The organism is Hymenobacter psoromatis, from assembly GCF_020012125.1.
Taxonomy (GTDB): domain Bacteria; phylum Bacteroidota; class Bacteroidia; order Cytophagales; family Hymenobacteraceae; genus Hymenobacter; species Hymenobacter psoromatis.
On record NZ_JAIFAG010000001.1, the window covers coordinates 4,217,421 to 4,234,239 of the forward strand.

The 16,819-nt window shown below is 61.7% G+C and carries 13 protein-coding genes; 2 read left to right on the top strand and 11 right to left on the bottom strand.

The features are described 5' to 3' along the window. Nucleotides 1-139: 139 nt before the first annotated feature. From LC531_RS18235 to pdhA, 11 genes are all read right to left on the bottom strand, one after another. The gene (locus LC531_RS18235) at nucleotides 140-3,943 is read right to left on the bottom strand and encodes a PKD domain-containing protein (protein WP_223652837.1); all 3,804 of its coding nucleotides are present in this window, start codon (nucleotides 3,941-3,943) and stop codon (nucleotides 140-142) included. Between the two features lie 245 nt (nucleotides 3,944-4,188). Beyond that, a complete protein-coding gene (locus LC531_RS18240) occupies nucleotides 4,189-6,324 on the bottom strand; it encodes a peptidylprolyl isomerase (protein ID WP_223652839.1) in 2,136 nt (711 codons plus the stop codon). 194 nt (nucleotides 6,325-6,518) lie between these two features. Then, complete coding sequence (locus LC531_RS18245) at nucleotides 6,519-6,782, bottom strand: hypothetical protein (protein ID WP_223652841.1); 264 nt, start codon at nucleotides 6,780-6,782, stop codon at nucleotides 6,519-6,521. Nucleotides 6,783-6,917: 135 nt separating this feature from the next. Then, nucleotides 6,918-7,484, bottom strand: coding sequence for an LPS export ABC transporter periplasmic protein LptC (gene lptC / locus LC531_RS18250; protein ID WP_223652842.1), 567 nt, complete (start codon nucleotides 7,482-7,484; stop codon nucleotides 6,918-6,920). After that, nucleotides 7,484-8,812 carry a hypothetical protein gene (locus LC531_RS18255; RefSeq protein ID WP_223652843.1) on the bottom strand — a complete coding sequence of 443 codons (1,329 nt, stop codon included), beginning with the start codon at nucleotides 8,810-8,812 and terminating at the stop codon, nucleotides 7,484-7,486. Before LC531_RS18255 ends, lptC begins: the two co-directional genes overlap by 1 nt. Beyond that, nucleotides 8,799-9,557 (bottom strand): type III pantothenate kinase, encoded by a 759-nt coding sequence (locus LC531_RS18260; protein WP_223652844.1) that lies wholly within the window; start codon nucleotides 9,555-9,557, stop codon nucleotides 8,799-8,801. The genes LC531_RS18255 and LC531_RS18260 overlap by 14 nt, the downstream gene beginning before the upstream one ends. Nucleotides 9,558-9,652: 95 nt before the next feature. Beyond that, nucleotides 9,653-11,647 carry a pseudouridine synthase gene (locus LC531_RS18265; protein WP_223652845.1) on the bottom strand — a complete coding sequence of 665 codons (1,995 nt, stop codon included), beginning with the start codon at nucleotides 11,645-11,647 and terminating at the stop codon, nucleotides 9,653-9,655. 167 nt (nucleotides 11,648-11,814) lie between these two features. Next, entirely contained in the window at nucleotides 11,815-12,198 is a 384-nt protein-coding gene (locus LC531_RS18270) for a TraR/DksA family transcriptional regulator (RefSeq protein ID WP_223652846.1), read from the bottom strand. 177 nt (nucleotides 12,199-12,375) lie between these two features. Beyond that, complete coding sequence (gene ribH / locus LC531_RS18275) at nucleotides 12,376-12,852, bottom strand: 6,7-dimethyl-8-ribityllumazine synthase (protein ID WP_223652847.1); 477 nt, start codon at nucleotides 12,850-12,852, stop codon at nucleotides 12,376-12,378. Nucleotides 12,853-13,028: 176 nt separating this feature from the next. After that, nucleotides 13,029-13,793, bottom strand: a complete 765-nt coding sequence (locus LC531_RS18280; protein WP_223652848.1) for a tetratricopeptide repeat protein — start codon at nucleotides 13,791-13,793, stop codon at nucleotides 13,029-13,031. A gap of 92 nt (nucleotides 13,794-13,885) precedes the next feature. Then, nucleotides 13,886-14,935, bottom strand: coding sequence for a pyruvate dehydrogenase (acetyl-transferring) E1 component subunit alpha (gene pdhA, locus LC531_RS18285; RefSeq protein ID WP_223654001.1), 1,050 nt, complete (start codon nucleotides 14,933-14,935; stop codon nucleotides 13,886-13,888). 205 nt (nucleotides 14,936-15,140) lie between these two features. Here pdhA and recF point away from each other — a divergent pair, with 205 nt between their 5' ends. Continuing rightward, entirely contained in the window at nucleotides 15,141-16,268 is a 1,128-nt protein-coding gene (recF, locus tag LC531_RS18290) for a DNA replication/repair protein RecF (RefSeq protein WP_223652849.1), read from the top strand. Nucleotides 16,269-16,368: 100 nt separating this feature from the next. Further along, on the top strand, nucleotides 16,369-16,686 hold the full coding sequence (locus tag LC531_RS18295) for a DciA family protein (protein WP_223652850.1): 318 nt from the start codon (nucleotides 16,369-16,371) through the stop codon (nucleotides 16,684-16,686). Nucleotides 16,687-16,819 lie beyond the last annotated feature (133 nt).

Below are 16,819 nucleotides of genomic sequence, written 5' to 3' on the forward strand. Positions count from 1 at the left end.
CACTACGCAATCAAGCAAATTTGCTGCTCTTACCAAAATCGGCCCCCTACCCCCACAAAAAAACCCGGTCGGCTAGGTAGCCGACCGGGTTTTCAAAAAGCTAAAAGCTCGTAGCTAAGCGCTAATGGCTAAGCAAACTTTACTCCACCACTACGCGGCGGGCGTAGCGCTGGCCATCGGCCGTTTGGCAGAGCACGGTGTAGAGGCCCGAGGCCAGCGGGGCGTCGAGGGTGCGGTGAGTAGCGGCGGCCGGGCTCAGGGGCACGGTGGCGCGCCAGGCCACGCGGCCCACGGCATCGATGAGGCTCACCGCGGCCGTGCCCGCCACGGCGGGTAGCGTCAGGGTAAGGGTCTGGCCGCCGGCCACGGGACTGGGGTAAGCTTGTAGCAGCGGCGAATCAACCTGGGCGCGGGTGGCCAGCAGGGCGTTGTTGTCCACTCGCACATTGCTCAGGTAGAGGTTGTTGCCGTACTGGTTGTAGGCCACGAAACGCAGGTACACCTGCTGGCCCGCGAAGGTGCTCAGGTTCACGTTTTCCTGCCGCCACTGGCTGGGCGACGAGGGCGAGTAGATGGTGCCGCTACGGGGCAGCGTGGTGCCCAGGCCGGCTTTGGCCGATTTCAGGTATACCTGGCCCAGGCTGGTGTTGGTGCAGGCCGTGTAAACGAAGACGGCCAGCGAGTCGTTGGCCGTGCCCAGCTGGTCAATCGGCGCGTAGGCCAGGTCGAACCGCAGGGAGATATTCGCCTGCCCGGCGACCAGGTTGAAAGCCGGCGATTGCAGCGAATCGCGCTGGCCCACGGCGGCGTAGGGCGCAAAGGGCATCACCACGGCCGTGCCGCGGGTACCATCCTTGAGCAGCGTGTTCGGGGCCGAAGTCCAGGTCAGGCTGTTGTCGGGATTGAGCACGCCCCAAGCGGCCGGGATGCCGGAGGCAAACGCCTCGGCGTAGGGCACGGCCAAGGCCGCGCCCTGCACCTGCACGGTGAAGCTCTTAGCGGTGCTGGCCCCGTTGCTGTTGCTGGCGACCAGGCTCACGGTGTAGGTGCCGGCCGTGGCGAAGGTCACGGTCGGGCTGGCATCGGTGCTGGTGGCCGGCGTGCCCCCTGGGAAGGTCCAGGCGTAGCTGGTGGGGCAGTTGGTAGAAAGGTTAGTGAACGTGAGGCGGCCACCGGGGCAAATTGGAGCCTGGCGGGCCGTGAAGTCAGCCGTGGGCTGCACGCTGGAAACTGTGACGACGGCCTGGGTAGTGCGGGTCGAGGTACCGCTGGCGTTGGTTACGGTCAGCGTCGCGTCGTAGGTGCCGGCCGTGTTATAAGTCACCACCGGGTTGGCCACGGTGCTGGTGGCCGGCGTGCCACCGGGGAACGACCAAGCGTAGCTGGTAGGCGCAAACAGCGAGGCGTCGGTAAACTGCACCGTGCTGCCGGGGCAGATGGCCGCCGTAGTGGCCGATGAGCCAAACTGCGCCACTGGGGCCTGGGCCGCGTTGGCCCCTACCACCGTCACGTCGTCGAAGGCCCGGCCCCCAACGAACTGCGGAATGGTCGAATCAACTTCCCCGCTGTTAATGCCCTGGAAGCGGATACGCACGGTGCTACCCAGGGTCAGGGAGTTGGCCGTGGCAAACGTATTCAGATTGACCGTCACCGTCTTGTAGTCGGTACTGACGTTGGTACCCGTGATGTCGGCCAGCCGGTACCAGCTGGTACCATCTATGCTTAGCGCTACCCCATCGGTATTAGAGTTAGTGGTGAAGGTGGTGGGCATCGGCTCATCCGTTTCGCCGCCAAACTTCTTGTGCTTGAACGTCAGCACCCAGCCGCCGGGAGTCGCTGTGCTCAGGTCGAGGTGCAGCTCGGCGATGTTGCGGCGGTTGGTTACGCCCACCGCGGCCAGAATACCGTCTAGCACGAGCTGGCCGGGGGCAGAGGCGGGGCCATAGCCGGTGCGCACCAGAATGCGGCCGTAGGAGCCGCCTTGCAGGTTCCAGGCCCGCGAAAGGGTCTGGCTGTCGAAGGTTTCCACGAAGGGAGCCGGGGCCGAGGTTTGCGGGCCAAACACGGCATCGTAGGCGTTAATCAGGCCCGCCCCGGTGAGGGCATCGGGACCCTGCGTATTAATATCGAGAGCCGTGGCGATGAGTCGGGCATTGACCTGGGCCGGAGTGAAGTTAGGATTAGCCTGCAAGAGCAGCGCCGCTACGGCCGCCGCGTTGGGCGCGGCCGCCGAGGTGCCGAAGAACAAGAAGCCATCCTTGGGGTCTTGACCCGGAAATTGCTGCCCAAAAAACGATGTGGTGACCCCGTCAATCGACGTGAAGTCGGGCTTGGCGCGCACTACGGGCGCGGCCAGCGGGCTGCCATCGGGGTTAAAAAGGAAGGTAGGGTTGCCTTTGGAAGTAAAGCTTTCGGGCACCAGGCGCAGGTAGGACGGCGCGGCGGCCACCGAGTTGCCGCCTGCGGCGGCGTGGTGGCCCGTTACGGTGCTGCTGCGAGTAAAGTACTCCAGGTGAATACCCGCCGCAGTGGCCACGTCGGTGATGTCGTCGCCATACGAAATGTATTTCACCCGCGTCGGGTCGGCCGTGCCCGTGCGGCGGCTGATGACCAGGTCAAATTCGGTGTCGGTATCGTTGTTGTTCGTGTACGAAAGCCCTTCGACCGGCGTCTGGCTCGCCAGGTTGTTATCGTTGCTGATAGCTATCGTATCGCCCTTCATTGGGCCGCCAGGGCGGGTCTTAATCAGGTACATATCCAGGTCCGATTTCACGCCGTTGGTTGTATAAAACGGGTCGCTCCACTGCAAAATCAGGAATAGTTTATTGCCCTTCGGAATGCTGAAATGCTGGCGCGTATCGGCCGGGCCGGTGGGGTTGAAGTTCAGGTCGGCGTTGCCGCTACCCCCTGCCACGGCCACAAACGGGTTGCCCACATATTCGCACGAGGCATCGGCATTGTTGCCAGCCGAACTGAAAAAGGCTACCCCCAGCCGCGAGCTGACCTCGTTCACGGCCTGCGCGACCACGCCATCCTGAAACATGGGCTCCTCAAAATAGCTAATGTCATCCACCAGAATCTTGCAGTTGCCCACCGTGGGGTCGGCCAGGCGCAGGGCCTGGTCGGCAAAGTCGGCCTCGCCGTTATACACCGAGCTAAACGCCTTACCCGCCCCTGGGGCGATATCGTGAATCAGCTCAATCATGCCCCGGCCCTCGTCGGTGCCCGTGCCAGCGGCCAGGTCTTGCAGCACCTGCACGTTGTTAGGCAAGTCGCCGGAAGCCACGCCCGCGGCGGCGGTACCCAGTGAGTTATACGAGTCGCTCATTACGCCGATGCGCATTCCGGTGCCATCGTAGCCGGTAGGCTTGGCCGCCCGCACGCGGTTGGCCTGTAAGCCATAATCGGCTTGGTTTGAATAGCGGCCGGTGCTGGTGGCGGGCTGCCACACGGCGCGCACGCCCAGCAGGCCCTGGGCCACCAGGCTTTCCACGCCCGCCTTGCCGGGCACCAGCTGGCTCACCGGCAGCCGGCCCTCGATAAAGTGCAGCTGCGGCCGGGCCGAAACCGTGGTGAAGCCGCGCGCTTCGAGCTGCGGCCGCAGGGCGGCTACGTCGCGGGCCGTCACGCGCACCAGTACGGAGGCCGGGCCTTGGTTGCTACCCAGCAGCAGCAGCGGAAAAGCTTCGCGCACGGCAGTCGTTGCCAGCGGGGTGGTGCTGCGGCCGGCCGGCCCTACCCCCCCCGCATAGCCGTAGAGCTGCTGAAGCTCGCGGCTGAGGTGGGAAGCAGGATTGGTGGGCAGCGCCGCGGCCGCCGCCACGGCCTGGCTATTGGTAACCACCACGCCGGAACGGTGTAAATTGGGGCGCAGCAACGGCTGCTGCGCCAACAAGGGCGTAGTAGCCAGGCCAATCCCCAACAGAGTCAACAAGTGCTTCATGTAAAATGGGTAAAGAGTGAAATCAGGTCGTTAATATAGCGCCTAAAGTAGTATTAATTCCGGGGTGGCTGGTACTCTGAGTCAGCGGCCACACAATTTTTCTTTCCCAAATACTACCCGTGCCCCTGGCCGACGCAAAAGCCCAACGGCCTGCTTCGCAAGCAAGCGCTTGCAAAACAGGCCGTTGAGCTTTTTTTGAATTTTATGCCAGATAGTCGCCCCTACCCCAGTACTTGGCCGCGAGCTTAAAAGAATTTCGAGCGGTTGTCTTTCACTTTAGCCTGGCCCTTAATGGCTTCGTAGATGAGCCCATCCTGGCGCTGCTGGCGCTGCTGAGTTAGTTGCTGGCGCACGAGTTTAAGGTCGCCAGCGGCGGCGGGCGTTATGCTGGTGCCTTCTACTACCAGTACGCCCTGCTCGCCCTGGATGGGCCCCGACTTCTGACCCGCTTTCAGGGCGAAAGCGCGACCCACCGCGTCGGGCTCGTAGCCTACCCCCGGAATGGTACCTTGGCCCTGGGCTACGCCCTCCGCCGTTTGCACCACCGCGCCGGTGCCGGCCAGCTTGGCCAGGTCTTCGAGCGAGCCGGTTTTGCCCTGCAATTTCTCCATGAGTTGCTTGGCTTTCAGCTCGCTGCGCACGGCGGCGGTCAGCTCGGGCCGCACGCTCTCGACGGTAGCCAGGCCCTTGTCGCGGGTGGCGGTCACGGCCGCGATGATGTGCTGGTCGCCGATGTCAAACTTGTGCACGTCGCCCACCTTCGTTTCGGAGCCACCGTCGGGGTTGAAGCCGAAAGCCCAGCGCACGATTTCGCGCGAGCCGGGCAGGTTGTTCACGCCCTGGGCATCACGGGCCACGAACTTGGCCTCCTGCTTTTGCAGGGTCTTATCTTTGGTGGGCAGGGCGCGGAAGGCAGCGAGGCTGTTGGCTTCGGCCACCAACTGCTCGGCTTTGGAGTAGGCGGCCTCGCGGGTGGCGTCGCTGGGCTGCACGTTTTTCACCACGGCCGCCAGCTGGTAGGTCTGGCTGGTTTTGAGAGCCGTTACCTTAATAATGTGGTAGCCAAAGCTGGTTTCTACCAGGTTGGGCAGCACGCCGACGGCAGTGGCCGCGAACACGGCCTTGCTGAAGGCCGGCACCATGCGGCCTTCCTCAAACCAGCCCAGGTCGCCGCCCTGGTCCTTGGTGCCGTCGGTACCGAATTGCCGGGCCATCGCCGCGAAATCGGCCCCGCCCTTAATTTTATTCAGAATATCCTGGGCCTGCTTCTTAGCGGCGGCCTTGGCCTCGGGGCTCATCTGGGCATCGGCCTTGATGAGAATGTGGCTGGCGCGGGCGGCGGGCTTGATGCCTGCCTTCTCGCCGGTTACTTTGTAGAGAGCCAGCGCATTATTCTCTACGTAGGGGCCGTATACTTCGCCCGTTTTCAAAGGCAATTGCGCACGCAGCTTCTCCGGAAAGGCCGGGTCGCCGGGCGAGAGGTAGGCGTGGCTGTAAGGCTGGTCAGAGTTGGCGCGCGCGAACAACGAGTCGTTGGGCGCGGTGCGGAATTGCTGAGCCAGGCCAGCCACGCTTTGGCGCAGGGCGGCGCTGTCGGCCTTGGTCGCTACTTCGGGCACCACAATATATTCGATGCTGCGGCCATCCTGCACCTGGAAGCGAGCCTTGTGGCGGTCGAGGTAGTCTTGCAGCTGCGTGTCGGTGGGCTTAAAGGCCGAGTCTGACAAGCTGGTGTAAGGCACAAACAGGTAGCGGAAGCTAGCCTTGGCGTTTTGGGCCTGGTCAAAAGCTTTGGCCTCGGCCGTAGTTACGTACACCGAGTTCTTGAGCAGCGCATTAAACTTGTTCACTGGCCGGTCGAAGTCGCGCAGGCTGGCTTCAAAATTATGAAACGCGGCCTGGGCCTCGGGCGGCAGCTTGTCCAGGTTTTTGAGGTAGTCGATGAGCCGGGCGCGGTCAAACTGCCCCGTCTTAGGGTCGGTAAACGCCTGCTTGATGGCCGGATTGGGGTCAGCACCCTGCACCATATCCACGGCCTCGTCGTCGCCCACGGTCAGGCCGAGCTTGTCAATTTCGGGCTGGAAAGCGCGGCGGTACAGCAGCTGGTTCCAAGTTTGGTCGCGCAGGTAGCCGGTGGCTTGCTCGTCGGCCGGGCGGCCCTGCTGGTTGGCGAAGTTCTGCTTGGCCTGCTCCAGGGCAGCGGTAAATTCGGGCAGCTCAATCTTGCTGCCGTTCACTTCGCCCACCACGTTGCCATCGCGGCCAAAAAGCCGGCTCTTGCCCCCCACCAGGTCGCCGCCGACTATAAAGAGCAGCATCCCGATGGCGACCGCGCCCACAGCGACCCCCGATTTTTCCCGTATTGTGTTAATTAATGCCATTTACGTTGCTTGCTGATTGTTGCTTGTTAGTTGTTGCTTGTGGGTTTTTATAAGTTCATGAGGCCCTAATAAAGGATTAACAATCAGCAACCAACAAGCAACAGCTAGTCAAAAAGAGGCGCAAAATAATCATAAAACGCCCGAACTATCAAGCTCCTACCCCTCCGGCCGGCCCCGAAGCGGCCCCAGCGGCCCTAGCGGCGCTTCTTATTTTTCGGGCCCTTGATGACGGGGCGGTTCAACTCGGCTACTTTTTTAGCTACCTCCCTTTCCTTGGCGGCGCGGGCATCCATTTGCCGCCAGTAGTTGAGAGGCAGCCAGCAAACCAAGGAAATCATGAATATCCAGTAATTTTTTCCCACGCTGTTTTGCAGGATGGTCTGGTACACCCCGATGACGAACGATACCACGCCCAGGGCAAACAGCACCGTGCGCAAGAGGGACTTATCGAATTTCATGGGTTGGTTGAATTAAATAAGATAGTCACGCTGATGAAGGAAGCCTCTCGCCCGCGTAACTGACCTCAACCGTTAAGATTACTCACGCGGGCGAGAGGCTTCCTTCATCAGCATGACGGTCTTTCTCATTTTTATTTACTTCCCCAAGCTCTGGGCCTGGTTCAGGGTAAACGTGCCGGTAGGGCGGTGAATTCCGTAGCGCGAGAAATCCTGGTTGGCGGTGAGGCCGTAGCCGGTGAGCACTTCGGCGGGCGTTTGCACGCGCACGAACATGGCGCTGTCGGTATATATTTTTTGCTGGCTGCGGTTATAAAACAGCTCCTCGGTGTTGAGTTTTTGCTGCTGCGGCACGTTGGTCACCTTCACTGCCCCGCGCAGAATGTAGAGCTGCTTAGCGTTGTCAAACTTTATCCACCTAGCATTTATAGTATTGACTACGTGCTTACCTTTCTTATCGTAGAACGTGATGGCCGCGCTCTTGGGGTAGAGCAAGTCGCCATTCTCGAAGCGCTGGGCCAGCGGGGCCGTTAGGCGAATGTGCAGCCGCGCTGAATCGCTGAGCAGCTCCACCACGTTTTCCGTTTCGAGCAGCGGGCCAGTATAAATGACTTTTTTGGGCGCATCCTCTTTCTTCTGGCAGCCGCCCGCCAGCAGCCCCACCAATACCAGGCAGGCCGCCAGCCTACCCCTACCCCCCCGCATTATTGCAGCCGCCGCTTGATAAACCAGCGGTTGCTGAGGGTGGCACCCACCTGCACGCGCAGGTAGTTTTCGCGCACGTTGCTGTCGCCATTGTTACCGTTGACGTACCCCGTATTCCCTCGCACGCCATACACAAAGGCCATGCTGATAACCGTCGATTCGAGGGGAGTAGCCGTGGGCAGCGGAAAGGCGAAGCCCCAGTGCACGGCCCGGTCGTAGAGCCGCTGGCCCAGCGGGGAGTAGGGCAGCTGCGCTACGCTTAGGCCCGCGCGGTAGGTCACGCGCTGGAAATAATGCTCCACTGAGCCAGGGTCAGGGGTAAACTCGCCCCCGGCGGCCACGCGCAACGTGTTGCGCAGGCCGGCGGTAGAAAGCAGGCTGAAGGTTTGAAACTTTGACCACTCCTGCCGCGAGGCATCTATGCTGGCCGTCCAGTTGGTGCCATTATCCAGGGTAAAGCCCGCCTGCGTGAGCGCCGGCACGATAACGCTGCCCTGGTCGTCGGAGAGTTGCACGATACCCGTACCGGCCAGTAGCGCGCCGTTGGGGTCCTGCTGCTGAGTGGTACGAATGCGCCCGGCCTTCAGGTTGCCCTGAAAAGTCTGCACCGCGCCCAGGTTCACGTTCAGCGTCTTGCCAATCTTGTGGCGGTAGTGCGCCGCAGCCCGAAACAGGAAGTCCGAATAGCGCAGGGCCTCATCATTCACCACCAGCTGCTGAGCCGCGCTGGTGGGGGTAGCGATGGCCGTGCCCGTCGTCTGGTCGATGGTACCGAACAAATACGAAGCGCTTCCCCCGATGTTGAAGTCGCGCAGCACGTGAATGCCGTGGGCAAAATACGCCTCCGATAAGCCGCCGGTACCCCGGTACTGCCGCAGGGCCACCGAGGTAGGGTCGCCGTTGACGGCCCCAATTGTATTGGTCGAGTAGTCTACCGCGCTATAAGGCTTCAGGCCAATAGCGGCGGCCCAGCGCTTATTGAGCGGCACGGCCAGCGCCAGGTAGCCCAGCGTGCCCGAGCCATTGCTACTGGAGGTAGTGGCCGTGCTCACGGTTTTCGACTGCCCCGTGAAGGCGGCCTCCCAGGTGGTGCGGGGCGTGTAGGCCAGCAAGGCCGGGTTTAGCTCGTTGACGTTGCCGGTATTGGGCGCGGCCAGGCCGGCACCGCCCATGCCCAGCTGGCGCACGCCACCGTAGTTGCCCATGTAGTCGCCCAGGCCTAGGCGCGAGTAGGGCGAATTGCCCAGGCCTTGCCCCCAGGCCGCGCTGGTTAGCAAGGTGGCGGCGGCCGTCAGCAGCGCTCCAGATAATTTTTTAGATGTCAACATTATAGCGTAAAATCTTATCCAGGCCCAGCAGCACCAGTTCTGGCACGGCAAAGATACGGTCTGCCAGCGGGGCAAGGGCCACGAGCAGATACGGGGCGTCGCCGCCCGTCAGCAGAAGCCCCAAGCCAGGGTAGCGCCGCTGGTATTCGGCCACCAGGCCGCGCACCTCGGCGGCCGTCCCGCGCACTACCCCACTCAGTATGGAAGAGGCCGTGCTGTCGCCAATTAGTTGCACCGGGGCACTAGCCGCCGGCAAATCGAGCAGCGGTAACCGACCCGTGAATGCGTGCAGGGCTCGCAGGCGCATCTGCAGACCGGGCGCGATGCTGCCACCATGAAACGTATTATCAGCCGCTACGAAGTCAAACTTGAGGGCCGTGCCCGCGTCCAGCACCAGCGTATCATGGCCCGGCCGCAGGTAGGCCGCGCCTACGGCGGCGGCCAGCCGGTCGGGGCCCAGCGTGTGGGGCGTGGCGTAGCTATTGCGTAGCGGTACCGGCGTGAAGCCCGGCCGGAAGGGTAGCACCTGCCCCAGGCCGCCCACGGCCGCCAGCTCTGCCAGCCAAGGCTGCGCAGTGGCCTCGTCGGCCACCGACGAGAGGATGGCCCGCGCCGGCCGCACCCGCTGCCACAGCTCATTCAATTGAGCCGGGGCTGCCAGCACGCCACTTTCCAGCAGCCCGGCCGGCCCAAACGCACCATATTTCAGGGCCGTATTGCCAAGGTCGAAAGCCAGCACTGTCATGTTGGGCTCCTGATTTCTGACTTTTTCAACTCTTTAGTTCTTAGTTTAAATGACAACTAGGAGCCAGGGAGTTGAAAGAGCAGAAACATAGGAATTTACATAAAATACTTCAGCCGAATGACTTCCTGCTCAGTCAAAAAGCGCCAGTTACCGCGCGACAATTCCTTCTTGGTGAGCCCGGCGTACTGCACCCGGTCGAGGGCCACCACGTCATAGCCCAGGTGCTCAAAGATGCGGCGCACGATGCGGTTGCGGCCTACGTGCAGCTCGATACCCACAAAGTGCGGGTTGCCAGCCACCACGGCCACGTCGTCTACCTCGGCTTTGCCATCTTCCAGTTCCACGCCGGCCGTTATCTGGGCCAGGTGCTCGGCCGTGAGGGGCTTGTCTAGTTCCGCCTGGTAAATTTTTTTGTTCTTGTGCGACGGGTGCGAGAGCTTCTGCGCCACCTCGCCATCGTTCGTAAAGAGGAGCAGGCCCGTCGTATTGCGGTCGAGCCGGCCCACCGGGAAAATGCGCTCCTTCGAAGCCTTTGCCACCAGGTCCATCACGGTTTTGCGGCCTTCGGGGTCGTCAGTAGTCGTGATAAAGTCTTTAGGCTTATTCAGCAGCACGTACACCAGCTTCTCCCGGTTGAGGTTGGTTTTGCCGTACTGCACTGTGTCGGCGGGCTGCACTTTGTAGCCCATCTCAGTAATAACCTCGCCATTGACACGGATTTCGCCGGCCGCAATCAGCGCGTCGGCCTCCCGGCGCGAGCAGATGCCCGCGTTAGCGATGTAGCGATTCAAACGCAGCTCCTCGGTGCCGAAGTCCTCGTCATCGCGGCGGCGCTTGTTGCCCCGGTTTTTATCCTGCTCGTAGTGCGAAAGGTTTTTGTAGTCGGGGGCCTGGCCTACCTGGTCGCCGGTGCTGCTCTTGCTGCCGTAGCCGGTGCCCCGGCGCGGCCCGCTTTGCGCGTCACGCATCGCTTCGCGCCGCTCTCGAAACGTGCCGCTACCGCCGCTGGCTGGCCGCTCGCCGTAGCTGCGCGGCTTGTCGAAGCTGCCAGCCGCTCGGTCGCGGTCGGCGGAGCCGCTGCGCCGGTCATCGCGGCTTGCATTAGCCGGGCGGTCCTCGCGGCTCTGGTAGCCGCCACGCTCCCTACCCTCGCGCTCGCCGCCGAAGCTGCGGCGCTCGCTCGCTGGCCCGCTGGCGGGCCGGCGGTCAGGATAGCCGCCGCGGCGGTCATCAGCGCCGGCCCGCGCACCGTATTCGCGACGAGGCGCACGCTCGTCGCTGCTTTCGGGCCGGGGCCGGGGGGTAGGGCGGGTATTGTCGCGCTCCTCAAACGAGCGGCGCTCGTCACGGCCGGTATAGGCCGGGCGCTCACTGCCAAGCTGCGGGCCTTCGACGGGCGTGCCGTCGGGATTGGTTTTAATAAACTTGCGGTTACGCTCACCCTGGGTGCCGCGCGGTACGGTCGGCTTGCCTTCGTAGCGCACCGGCTGGCCCTGCCAGATGGGTTTGGGGGGGTAGGCCGGGCGCTCGCCGCGCTCCGCCTGCTCGGGGCGCAGCGGGCGGGCCTCGCGGTCACGGTCGCCGAAGCTGCGCGCCGGCCGGTCGCCGTTAAAGCTGCGTTTCTCGCCGTAGCTACTATTGCCCCGCTCGGGCCGTCCACTACTAAAGCTGCGCTTCTCCCCATAGCCGCCGCGCTCGGGCCGGTCGCCGCCGAAGCTGCGCTTTTCGCCAGAGCCACCGCGGTCGCCACCGAAGCTCCGCTTTTCGCCAGAGCTGCTATTGCCCCGCTCGGGCCGGTCGCCGCTGACCGCGCCGCGCCGGTCACTGTAGCTTCCACGCTCGGGCCGGTCGCCGCCGAAGCTGCGTTTTTCTCCAAACGATGAGCTACCACCTCCGGCTGGCCGGCCGCCAGACTTGCCGCCCCCCTGCCCAAACGTGGGCCGGGCCGGCGAGTAGCCCTCGCTGCGGCCATCGGGCCGGCTGCCTTTATAGTTGCCGCCGCTGCGGGGCGCACCCCCGCGGGCATCGCCGCCGGGCCGGCCGGGGCCGCGCCGACCGGGCTTATCGTCTGAAGAATGTTGCTTACCCATGTTAGTAATCGCTGATAGGGTTATCGAATGCTGGCTTATAGTCCCGCGCCGCCGGCGCTGGTAAGGGCTGCCGCCTACCGGGGGGGGTAGGCGGTAAAAAAGACCCGGACCCGCCCACCGCCGCCGAAGCGCCGGGTGCGGGTCCGGGCCAGTGTACGTCGCCGGGCTTAGTCGCGCCGGGCTAGCTTGGCCTCAATAGAGTGCTGCGTGTGAGGCACCGCCCGCAGGCGCTCTTTTGGGATGAGCTTACCCGTGCCGATGCACACGCCGTAGGTACCGTTTTTGATGCGCAACTGCGCGTTTTCGAGCTGCTGAATAAATTTCATCTGGCGCGAGGCCAGCTGATTCAGGCTTTCTTTCTCGGCAGTTTCCGCGCCGTCTTCCAGCACTTTCAGCGAGGCAGCCGTAGTGTCGGTGCCCGACTCATTGTTGCGGGTCAGCGTTTCCTTGATAAAGGAAAGCTCTTTGCGAGCAGCCGTTAGCTTATCCTGAATAATCCGGTCAAACTCAGCTAAGTCTTCCCGCGAATAGCGGAGGTTTTCCTCAGTCATCGAAAAGCAGGTAAAATAAGTAGAAATACGAATGCGTGGCTTGCTCAACGTCCAGCTAAGCCAAAAAGTTTGGCAGTTGCTTCATCCTCGATTCTGGTCAGAATCTCATCAGTAAGGCTTTCGCGGGGCAAAGGTACTGGTTTTTTGCGGCTTTATTTCACCGGCTTCCGCATTGCCTCAGAAGCCCAGCATCTGGATGGCGGCCACGGCGGCATCGACGCCCTTGTTGCCGTGCCGCCCGCCCGCCCTGTCCCAGGCTTGCTCCAGAGTGTTAGTCGTGACTAAGCCAAAAATCACGGGCTTATTATACTTTAGCCCCACCGTAGTCAGGCCCTGCGCCACGGCGTGGCAGATATAGTCGTCGTGCTTCGTATCGCCCTTAATCACTACCCCCAGGCACACCACGGCATCTATCTCGTCGTGCTGTGCCAGCAGCTGCGCGCCCAGTGTCAGCTCAAAGCTGCCGGGCACGGTGTTGCGGAAGATATTTTCGGGCTTCGCCCCGTGCTTGAGCAGCGTCTCATACGCACCATTGCTGAGCGTGTCGGTCAGCTCGCGGTTCCACTCGGCTACCACCAGGCCGAAGCGTTTGTCGCTGATGTCTACGAAGCTGCTGCTGTCGTAGGTACTTAGGTTTTGGAGGGCGGTTGCCATAAATCACAGATGTTGCAGTTGAAGCAGATGTCGTGGATGCGACCGGCGCGGACCTGGGGGTAGGGCGTGCGCCGTTTTCGTGTTGGCCGGGTTCGAGAGGGGTAGGGCTCGCTAAAAGGTAACGGCGCTTTCCGTGGCAGGAAAGCGCCGTTGCGACTTTAAGGTAAGGTTCGCGCTTACTGCCCGAGGGCAGCTTTGCGCTGGCGGGCTTCGGCGGCTTCCTGCGAGGTGGCGTAGTCGTTCAGGATGCGGTCGTAGGCTTTCAGGGCCCCGGCGTTATCCTTGGCGGCTTCGAGGGCTACCCCTTCCTTCAGCACGTAGCCGGGCGAGAAGTAGTCATTCGCATTGTGGTCGGCGGCTTTGGCATATAGCTCGGCGGCTTCCTTGGGCTGATTCAGCTCCAGCTTGGCGTCGCCCATCAGCGAGTACGCCCGCGACTGCACCAAGTAGTCGTTCGAGCTGAACTTGTCGAGGTAGTTGTAGGCTTCCTGGAACTTACCTTCTTTGAGGGCGGCCACGCCCGCGTAAAAGCTGGCCAGGTTGCCGGTTTTGGTGCTGCTATACTCCGTTACCACTTTGGCCAGGCCGGGGTGCTTGCCGTCGCCCTTCATCGCCTTGTTCAGCGAGTCGGCTTCCCAATAGTCCACGGCTTTAAACATGGCGTTCTCGGCCTGCGTATTTTGCTCGGTGCGCCAGTAGTTGTAGCCGAAAGCGCCCGCTATCGCTGCCACCACTACCACCAGAATCCCCAGCAGCACATTGCGGTTGCGGCGCACGAAGTCTTCCGATTCGGCCAGGCGGGCAGCGAGGGCGTCGGGGTCTTCGAGCAACGGATTTTCGGTCGCGTAGCTTTCTTGGGCCGGTGCCAGCGGGTCGGCCGATACGGGGCGAACGGGCTGACGGGCACCCGGCGTTTTGCCGGTATATGGAATCTTAGACATTATAGTAGGTAGCTCGGCGGCGAAGCGCGAAGGTAGGCCGCGCCGCGGGAGGCCACCCGGCCGCGCGGGCAAGGGGCCGGGTTAAATTTGAGTTAGTCGTGAATATACGGATAGTCACTCTGAACGTACACGTCGTGGTACAGCTCCGCCGCATCGGGGTAGGGCGAGTTTTCGGCAAAATCTACCGACTCCTGCACGCGGGCCTTGATACGCTCGTCGGTCGCGTTCAGCTCGTCCTCCGTGGCCATATGATGCGTCAGGATGGTGTGGCGCACGGACTCGATGGTATCGCGGTGGCGGTATTCCTCCACTTCCTCCTTGGTGCGGTACTTGGCCGGGTCGCTCATCGAGTGGCCCTTGTAGCGATAGGTTTTAAACTCCAGGAAGGTGGGGCCTTCGCCGGCGCGAGCACGCTCGGCAGCGCGGGCCACGGCGTGGTGCACGTCTTCCACGTTCATGGCGTTCACCGGCTCATTGGGCATCTGGTAGCCTTCGGCGATGATGTGCAGGTCGGTCACGTTGGAGGTGCGCTGCACCGAGGTGCCCATCGCGTAGCCATTATTCTCTACCACAAAAATCACGGGTAGCTTCCAGAGCATGGCCATGTTGAAGGCTTCGTGCAAAGCGCCCTGGCGCACTGCGCCGTCGCCCATGTAGCAGATGCAGAGCTTGCCCGTCTTGTTATACTTCTCGGCGAAGGCAATGCCCGCACCCATCGGAATCTGGCCGCCCACGATGCCGTGCCCGCCCATGAAACCGACTTCCTTATCAAACATGTGCATCGAGCCGCCCTTGCCCTTCGAGCAGCCGGTAGCCTTCGCAAACAACTCGGCCATGATGGCATTGGGCGAGGTACCGAGCGCCAGCGGGTGCGCGTGGTCGCGGTAAGCGGTAATGTATTTATCGCCCGGCTCCAGCGCCGATATGGCCCCGGCCACGCAGGCTTCCTGGCCGATGTAGAGGTGGCAGAAACCTTTTATCTTCTGCTGGCCGTACAACTGACCGGCTTTCTCCTCAAACTTGCGCATGAGCTGCATTTGCGCATACCAGGCCAGGTAGACTTCTTTTGAGAACTCTGGCTTGGCGGGAGAAGTGGCTATCGGCTCGCCGCTTGGGTTACCGCCCTGGTGGGCATCAGGCATTTCTTCCACGGCCGGCAGGGGCGCGGTTACTACGCCCGTAGCTGCATCTACTGTCTTTGGCGTCTGGCCATTGGCTGATTTTCCGTTCGCGCCAGCCTTCGGCGCATCCTTTACTTTCGACTCCGCCATAATTCGGGGTGTATAATTTCGCGTTGGGAGGGCGAAATTACGTAATTCTGTCCGTACTCCCACCCCCCTGCTCCGAATGACGCTCGACCAGTTGCACCTGTTGTTTTTCAAAAACTACGAGGAAGCCAGCCTTACTTTCAGCTCCGGCATCAATTGCTTCGTAGGCGACAATGGCAGCGGCAAAACCAATTTGCTCGATGCTATTCATTACCTGGCACTTACCAAGAGTGCTTTCGCCAGCGCCGACGCCCAAGCAGTCAAGCAGGGGGCTGACTTCTTCGTGGTGAAAGGCAAATTCACGCCAGCCCCGCTGGCCAAGCCTGAAACCATCCAAGTAAGCCTACGGGCGGGTCAGAAGAAGATTATTACCCACGATAAGCAGCCATACCTCCGGCTGGCCGACCACATTGGTCGCTATCCCGCCGTCCTCATCTCGCCCTATGATACCGACCTTATTCGGGAGGGAAGTGAAGAGCGCCGCCGCTATTTCGACAGCCTGCAATCGCAGCTCGACCACGAGTTCCTGGAGTTACTCATCCAGTATAATGGGTTACTGCGCCAGCGTAACTTCACTCTCAAGCAGGGCGACGGTAGTCGCGGTTTCGACGCCTTATACCTGCAAACTCTCGACGACCAACTCGCACCGTTGGGCGAGCAATTATCGCAGCTCCGCGCCGAATTTCTAACGCAGTTCATCCCCGTCTTTCAGCGGCACTATGCCCAATTGGCTGATGGCCACGAGGCCGTAGTGCTGGACTACAAAAGCCAGCTGCCCGGTCAGAACTTCCGACACCTGCTGCTCGCCAATGAGCGGCGCGACCGGGCCTTGCAGCGCAGCACCACGGGGCCGCACCGCGATGATTTCGTTTTCCTGATGGATGGCTTACCGGTCAAAAGCTATGGCTCGCAAGGCCAGCAAAAATCCTTCGCCATCGCGCTCAAGCTCGCGCAGTTTGAGTTGCTTGCCGGCAGGCCGCAGCCTGTCGGCGAGCCACCCGCCAAGCCCCTACTCCTACTTGATGACATTTTTGACCGGCTCGACGACAAGCGGATTGCTCGCCTGTTGCAGCTGGTCGCCAACCACACTTTCGGCCAGGTTTTCCTGACCGACACCAATTTGGCGCGTACTGACCAAGCCCTGGCCGGGGTGGGCAGCGACATTCGGCGCTTCCGCGTACAGGCTGGCTCGGTGACTACGCTTTAGCTATGCCTGCCGCTCTTTTCGCGCCTTCGCGGGCGTACTTTTGAGGGGTAGGGTCAGCCCAGTTGAAGAGCAGTCTCGCGCACTATCTTACCCTTTCCTCGTGAAAAAATCTAGCCTCTCCCCCACCGCGCGCCGGGCCGACATCATTCCGTTGAAGGAGGGCCTGGAAGCGCTGGTACGGGCCTACCGCCTCGGCGGCAAGCTGAATGAGGTGATGGTAGTAGCTAGCTGGGAGCGCGTAATGGGCAAAGCCGTCGCCCTCAAAACCAAGGAGGTTTACGTGAGTAAGGGTAAACTATTCGTGCGCCTCACCTCGGCCCCGCTCAAGCACGAGCTGGTGATGGCCAAGACCCGCGTACTGGAAATGCTGAACACCGAAGTCGGCAGCCAAGTCGTGACTGAGGTAGTTTTCCTGTAAGTCGGAGGTCGGCGCTTGTGTTTGTAAAGATGCAGACCTGCGCATCTTCGCATCACTCTCGTATTGGGTACCGCTTTAACAGGAAGGGTCGTCTCTATAAGGTGATGTTGCGTCAAAGCAGCCTGGGTGGAGG

Excerpts from the sequence above, each read along its gene's own strand:
- LC531_RS18240 (WP_223652839.1), bottom strand. The coding sequence starts at position 6,324 with ATGGCATTAATTAACACAATACGGGAAAAATCGGGGGTCGCTGTGGGC.
- ribH (WP_223652847.1), bottom strand. The coding sequence starts at position 12,852 with ATGGCAACCGCCCTCCAAAACCTAAGTACCTACGACAGCAGCAGCTTC.
- LC531_RS18235 (WP_223652837.1), bottom strand. The coding sequence starts at position 3,943 with ATGAAGCACTTGTTGACTCTGTTGGGGATTGGCCTGGCTACTACGCCC.
- LC531_RS18280 (WP_223652848.1), bottom strand. The coding sequence starts at position 13,793 with ATGTCTAAGATTCCATATACCGGCAAAACGCCGGGTGCCCGTCAGCCC.
- LC531_RS18270 (WP_223652846.1), bottom strand. The coding sequence starts at position 12,198 with ATGACTGAGGAAAACCTCCGCTATTCGCGGGAAGACTTAGCTGAGTTT.
- lptC (WP_223652842.1), bottom strand. The coding sequence starts at position 7,484 with ATGCGGGGGGGTAGGGGTAGGCTGGCGGCCTGCCTGGTATTGGTGGGG.
- LC531_RS18260 (WP_223652844.1), bottom strand. The coding sequence starts at position 9,557 with ATGACAGTGCTGGCTTTCGACCTTGGCAATACGGCCCTGAAATATGGT.
- LC531_RS18255 (WP_223652843.1), bottom strand. The coding sequence starts at position 8,812 with ATGTTGACATCTAAAAAATTATCTGGAGCGCTGCTGACGGCCGCCGCC.
- LC531_RS18245 (WP_223652841.1), bottom strand. The coding sequence starts at position 6,782 with ATGAAATTCGATAAGTCCCTCTTGCGCACGGTGCTGTTTGCCCTGGGC.
- LC531_RS18265 (WP_223652845.1), bottom strand. The coding sequence starts at position 11,647 with ATGGGTAAGCAACATTCTTCAGACGATAAGCCCGGTCGGCGCGGCCCC.
- pdhA (WP_223654001.1), bottom strand. The coding sequence starts at position 14,935 with ATGCCTGATGCCCACCAGGGCGGTAACCCAAGCGGCGAGCCGATAGCC.
- recF (WP_223652849.1), top strand. The coding sequence starts at position 15,141 with ATGACGCTCGACCAGTTGCACCTGTTGTTTTTCAAAAACTACGAGGAA.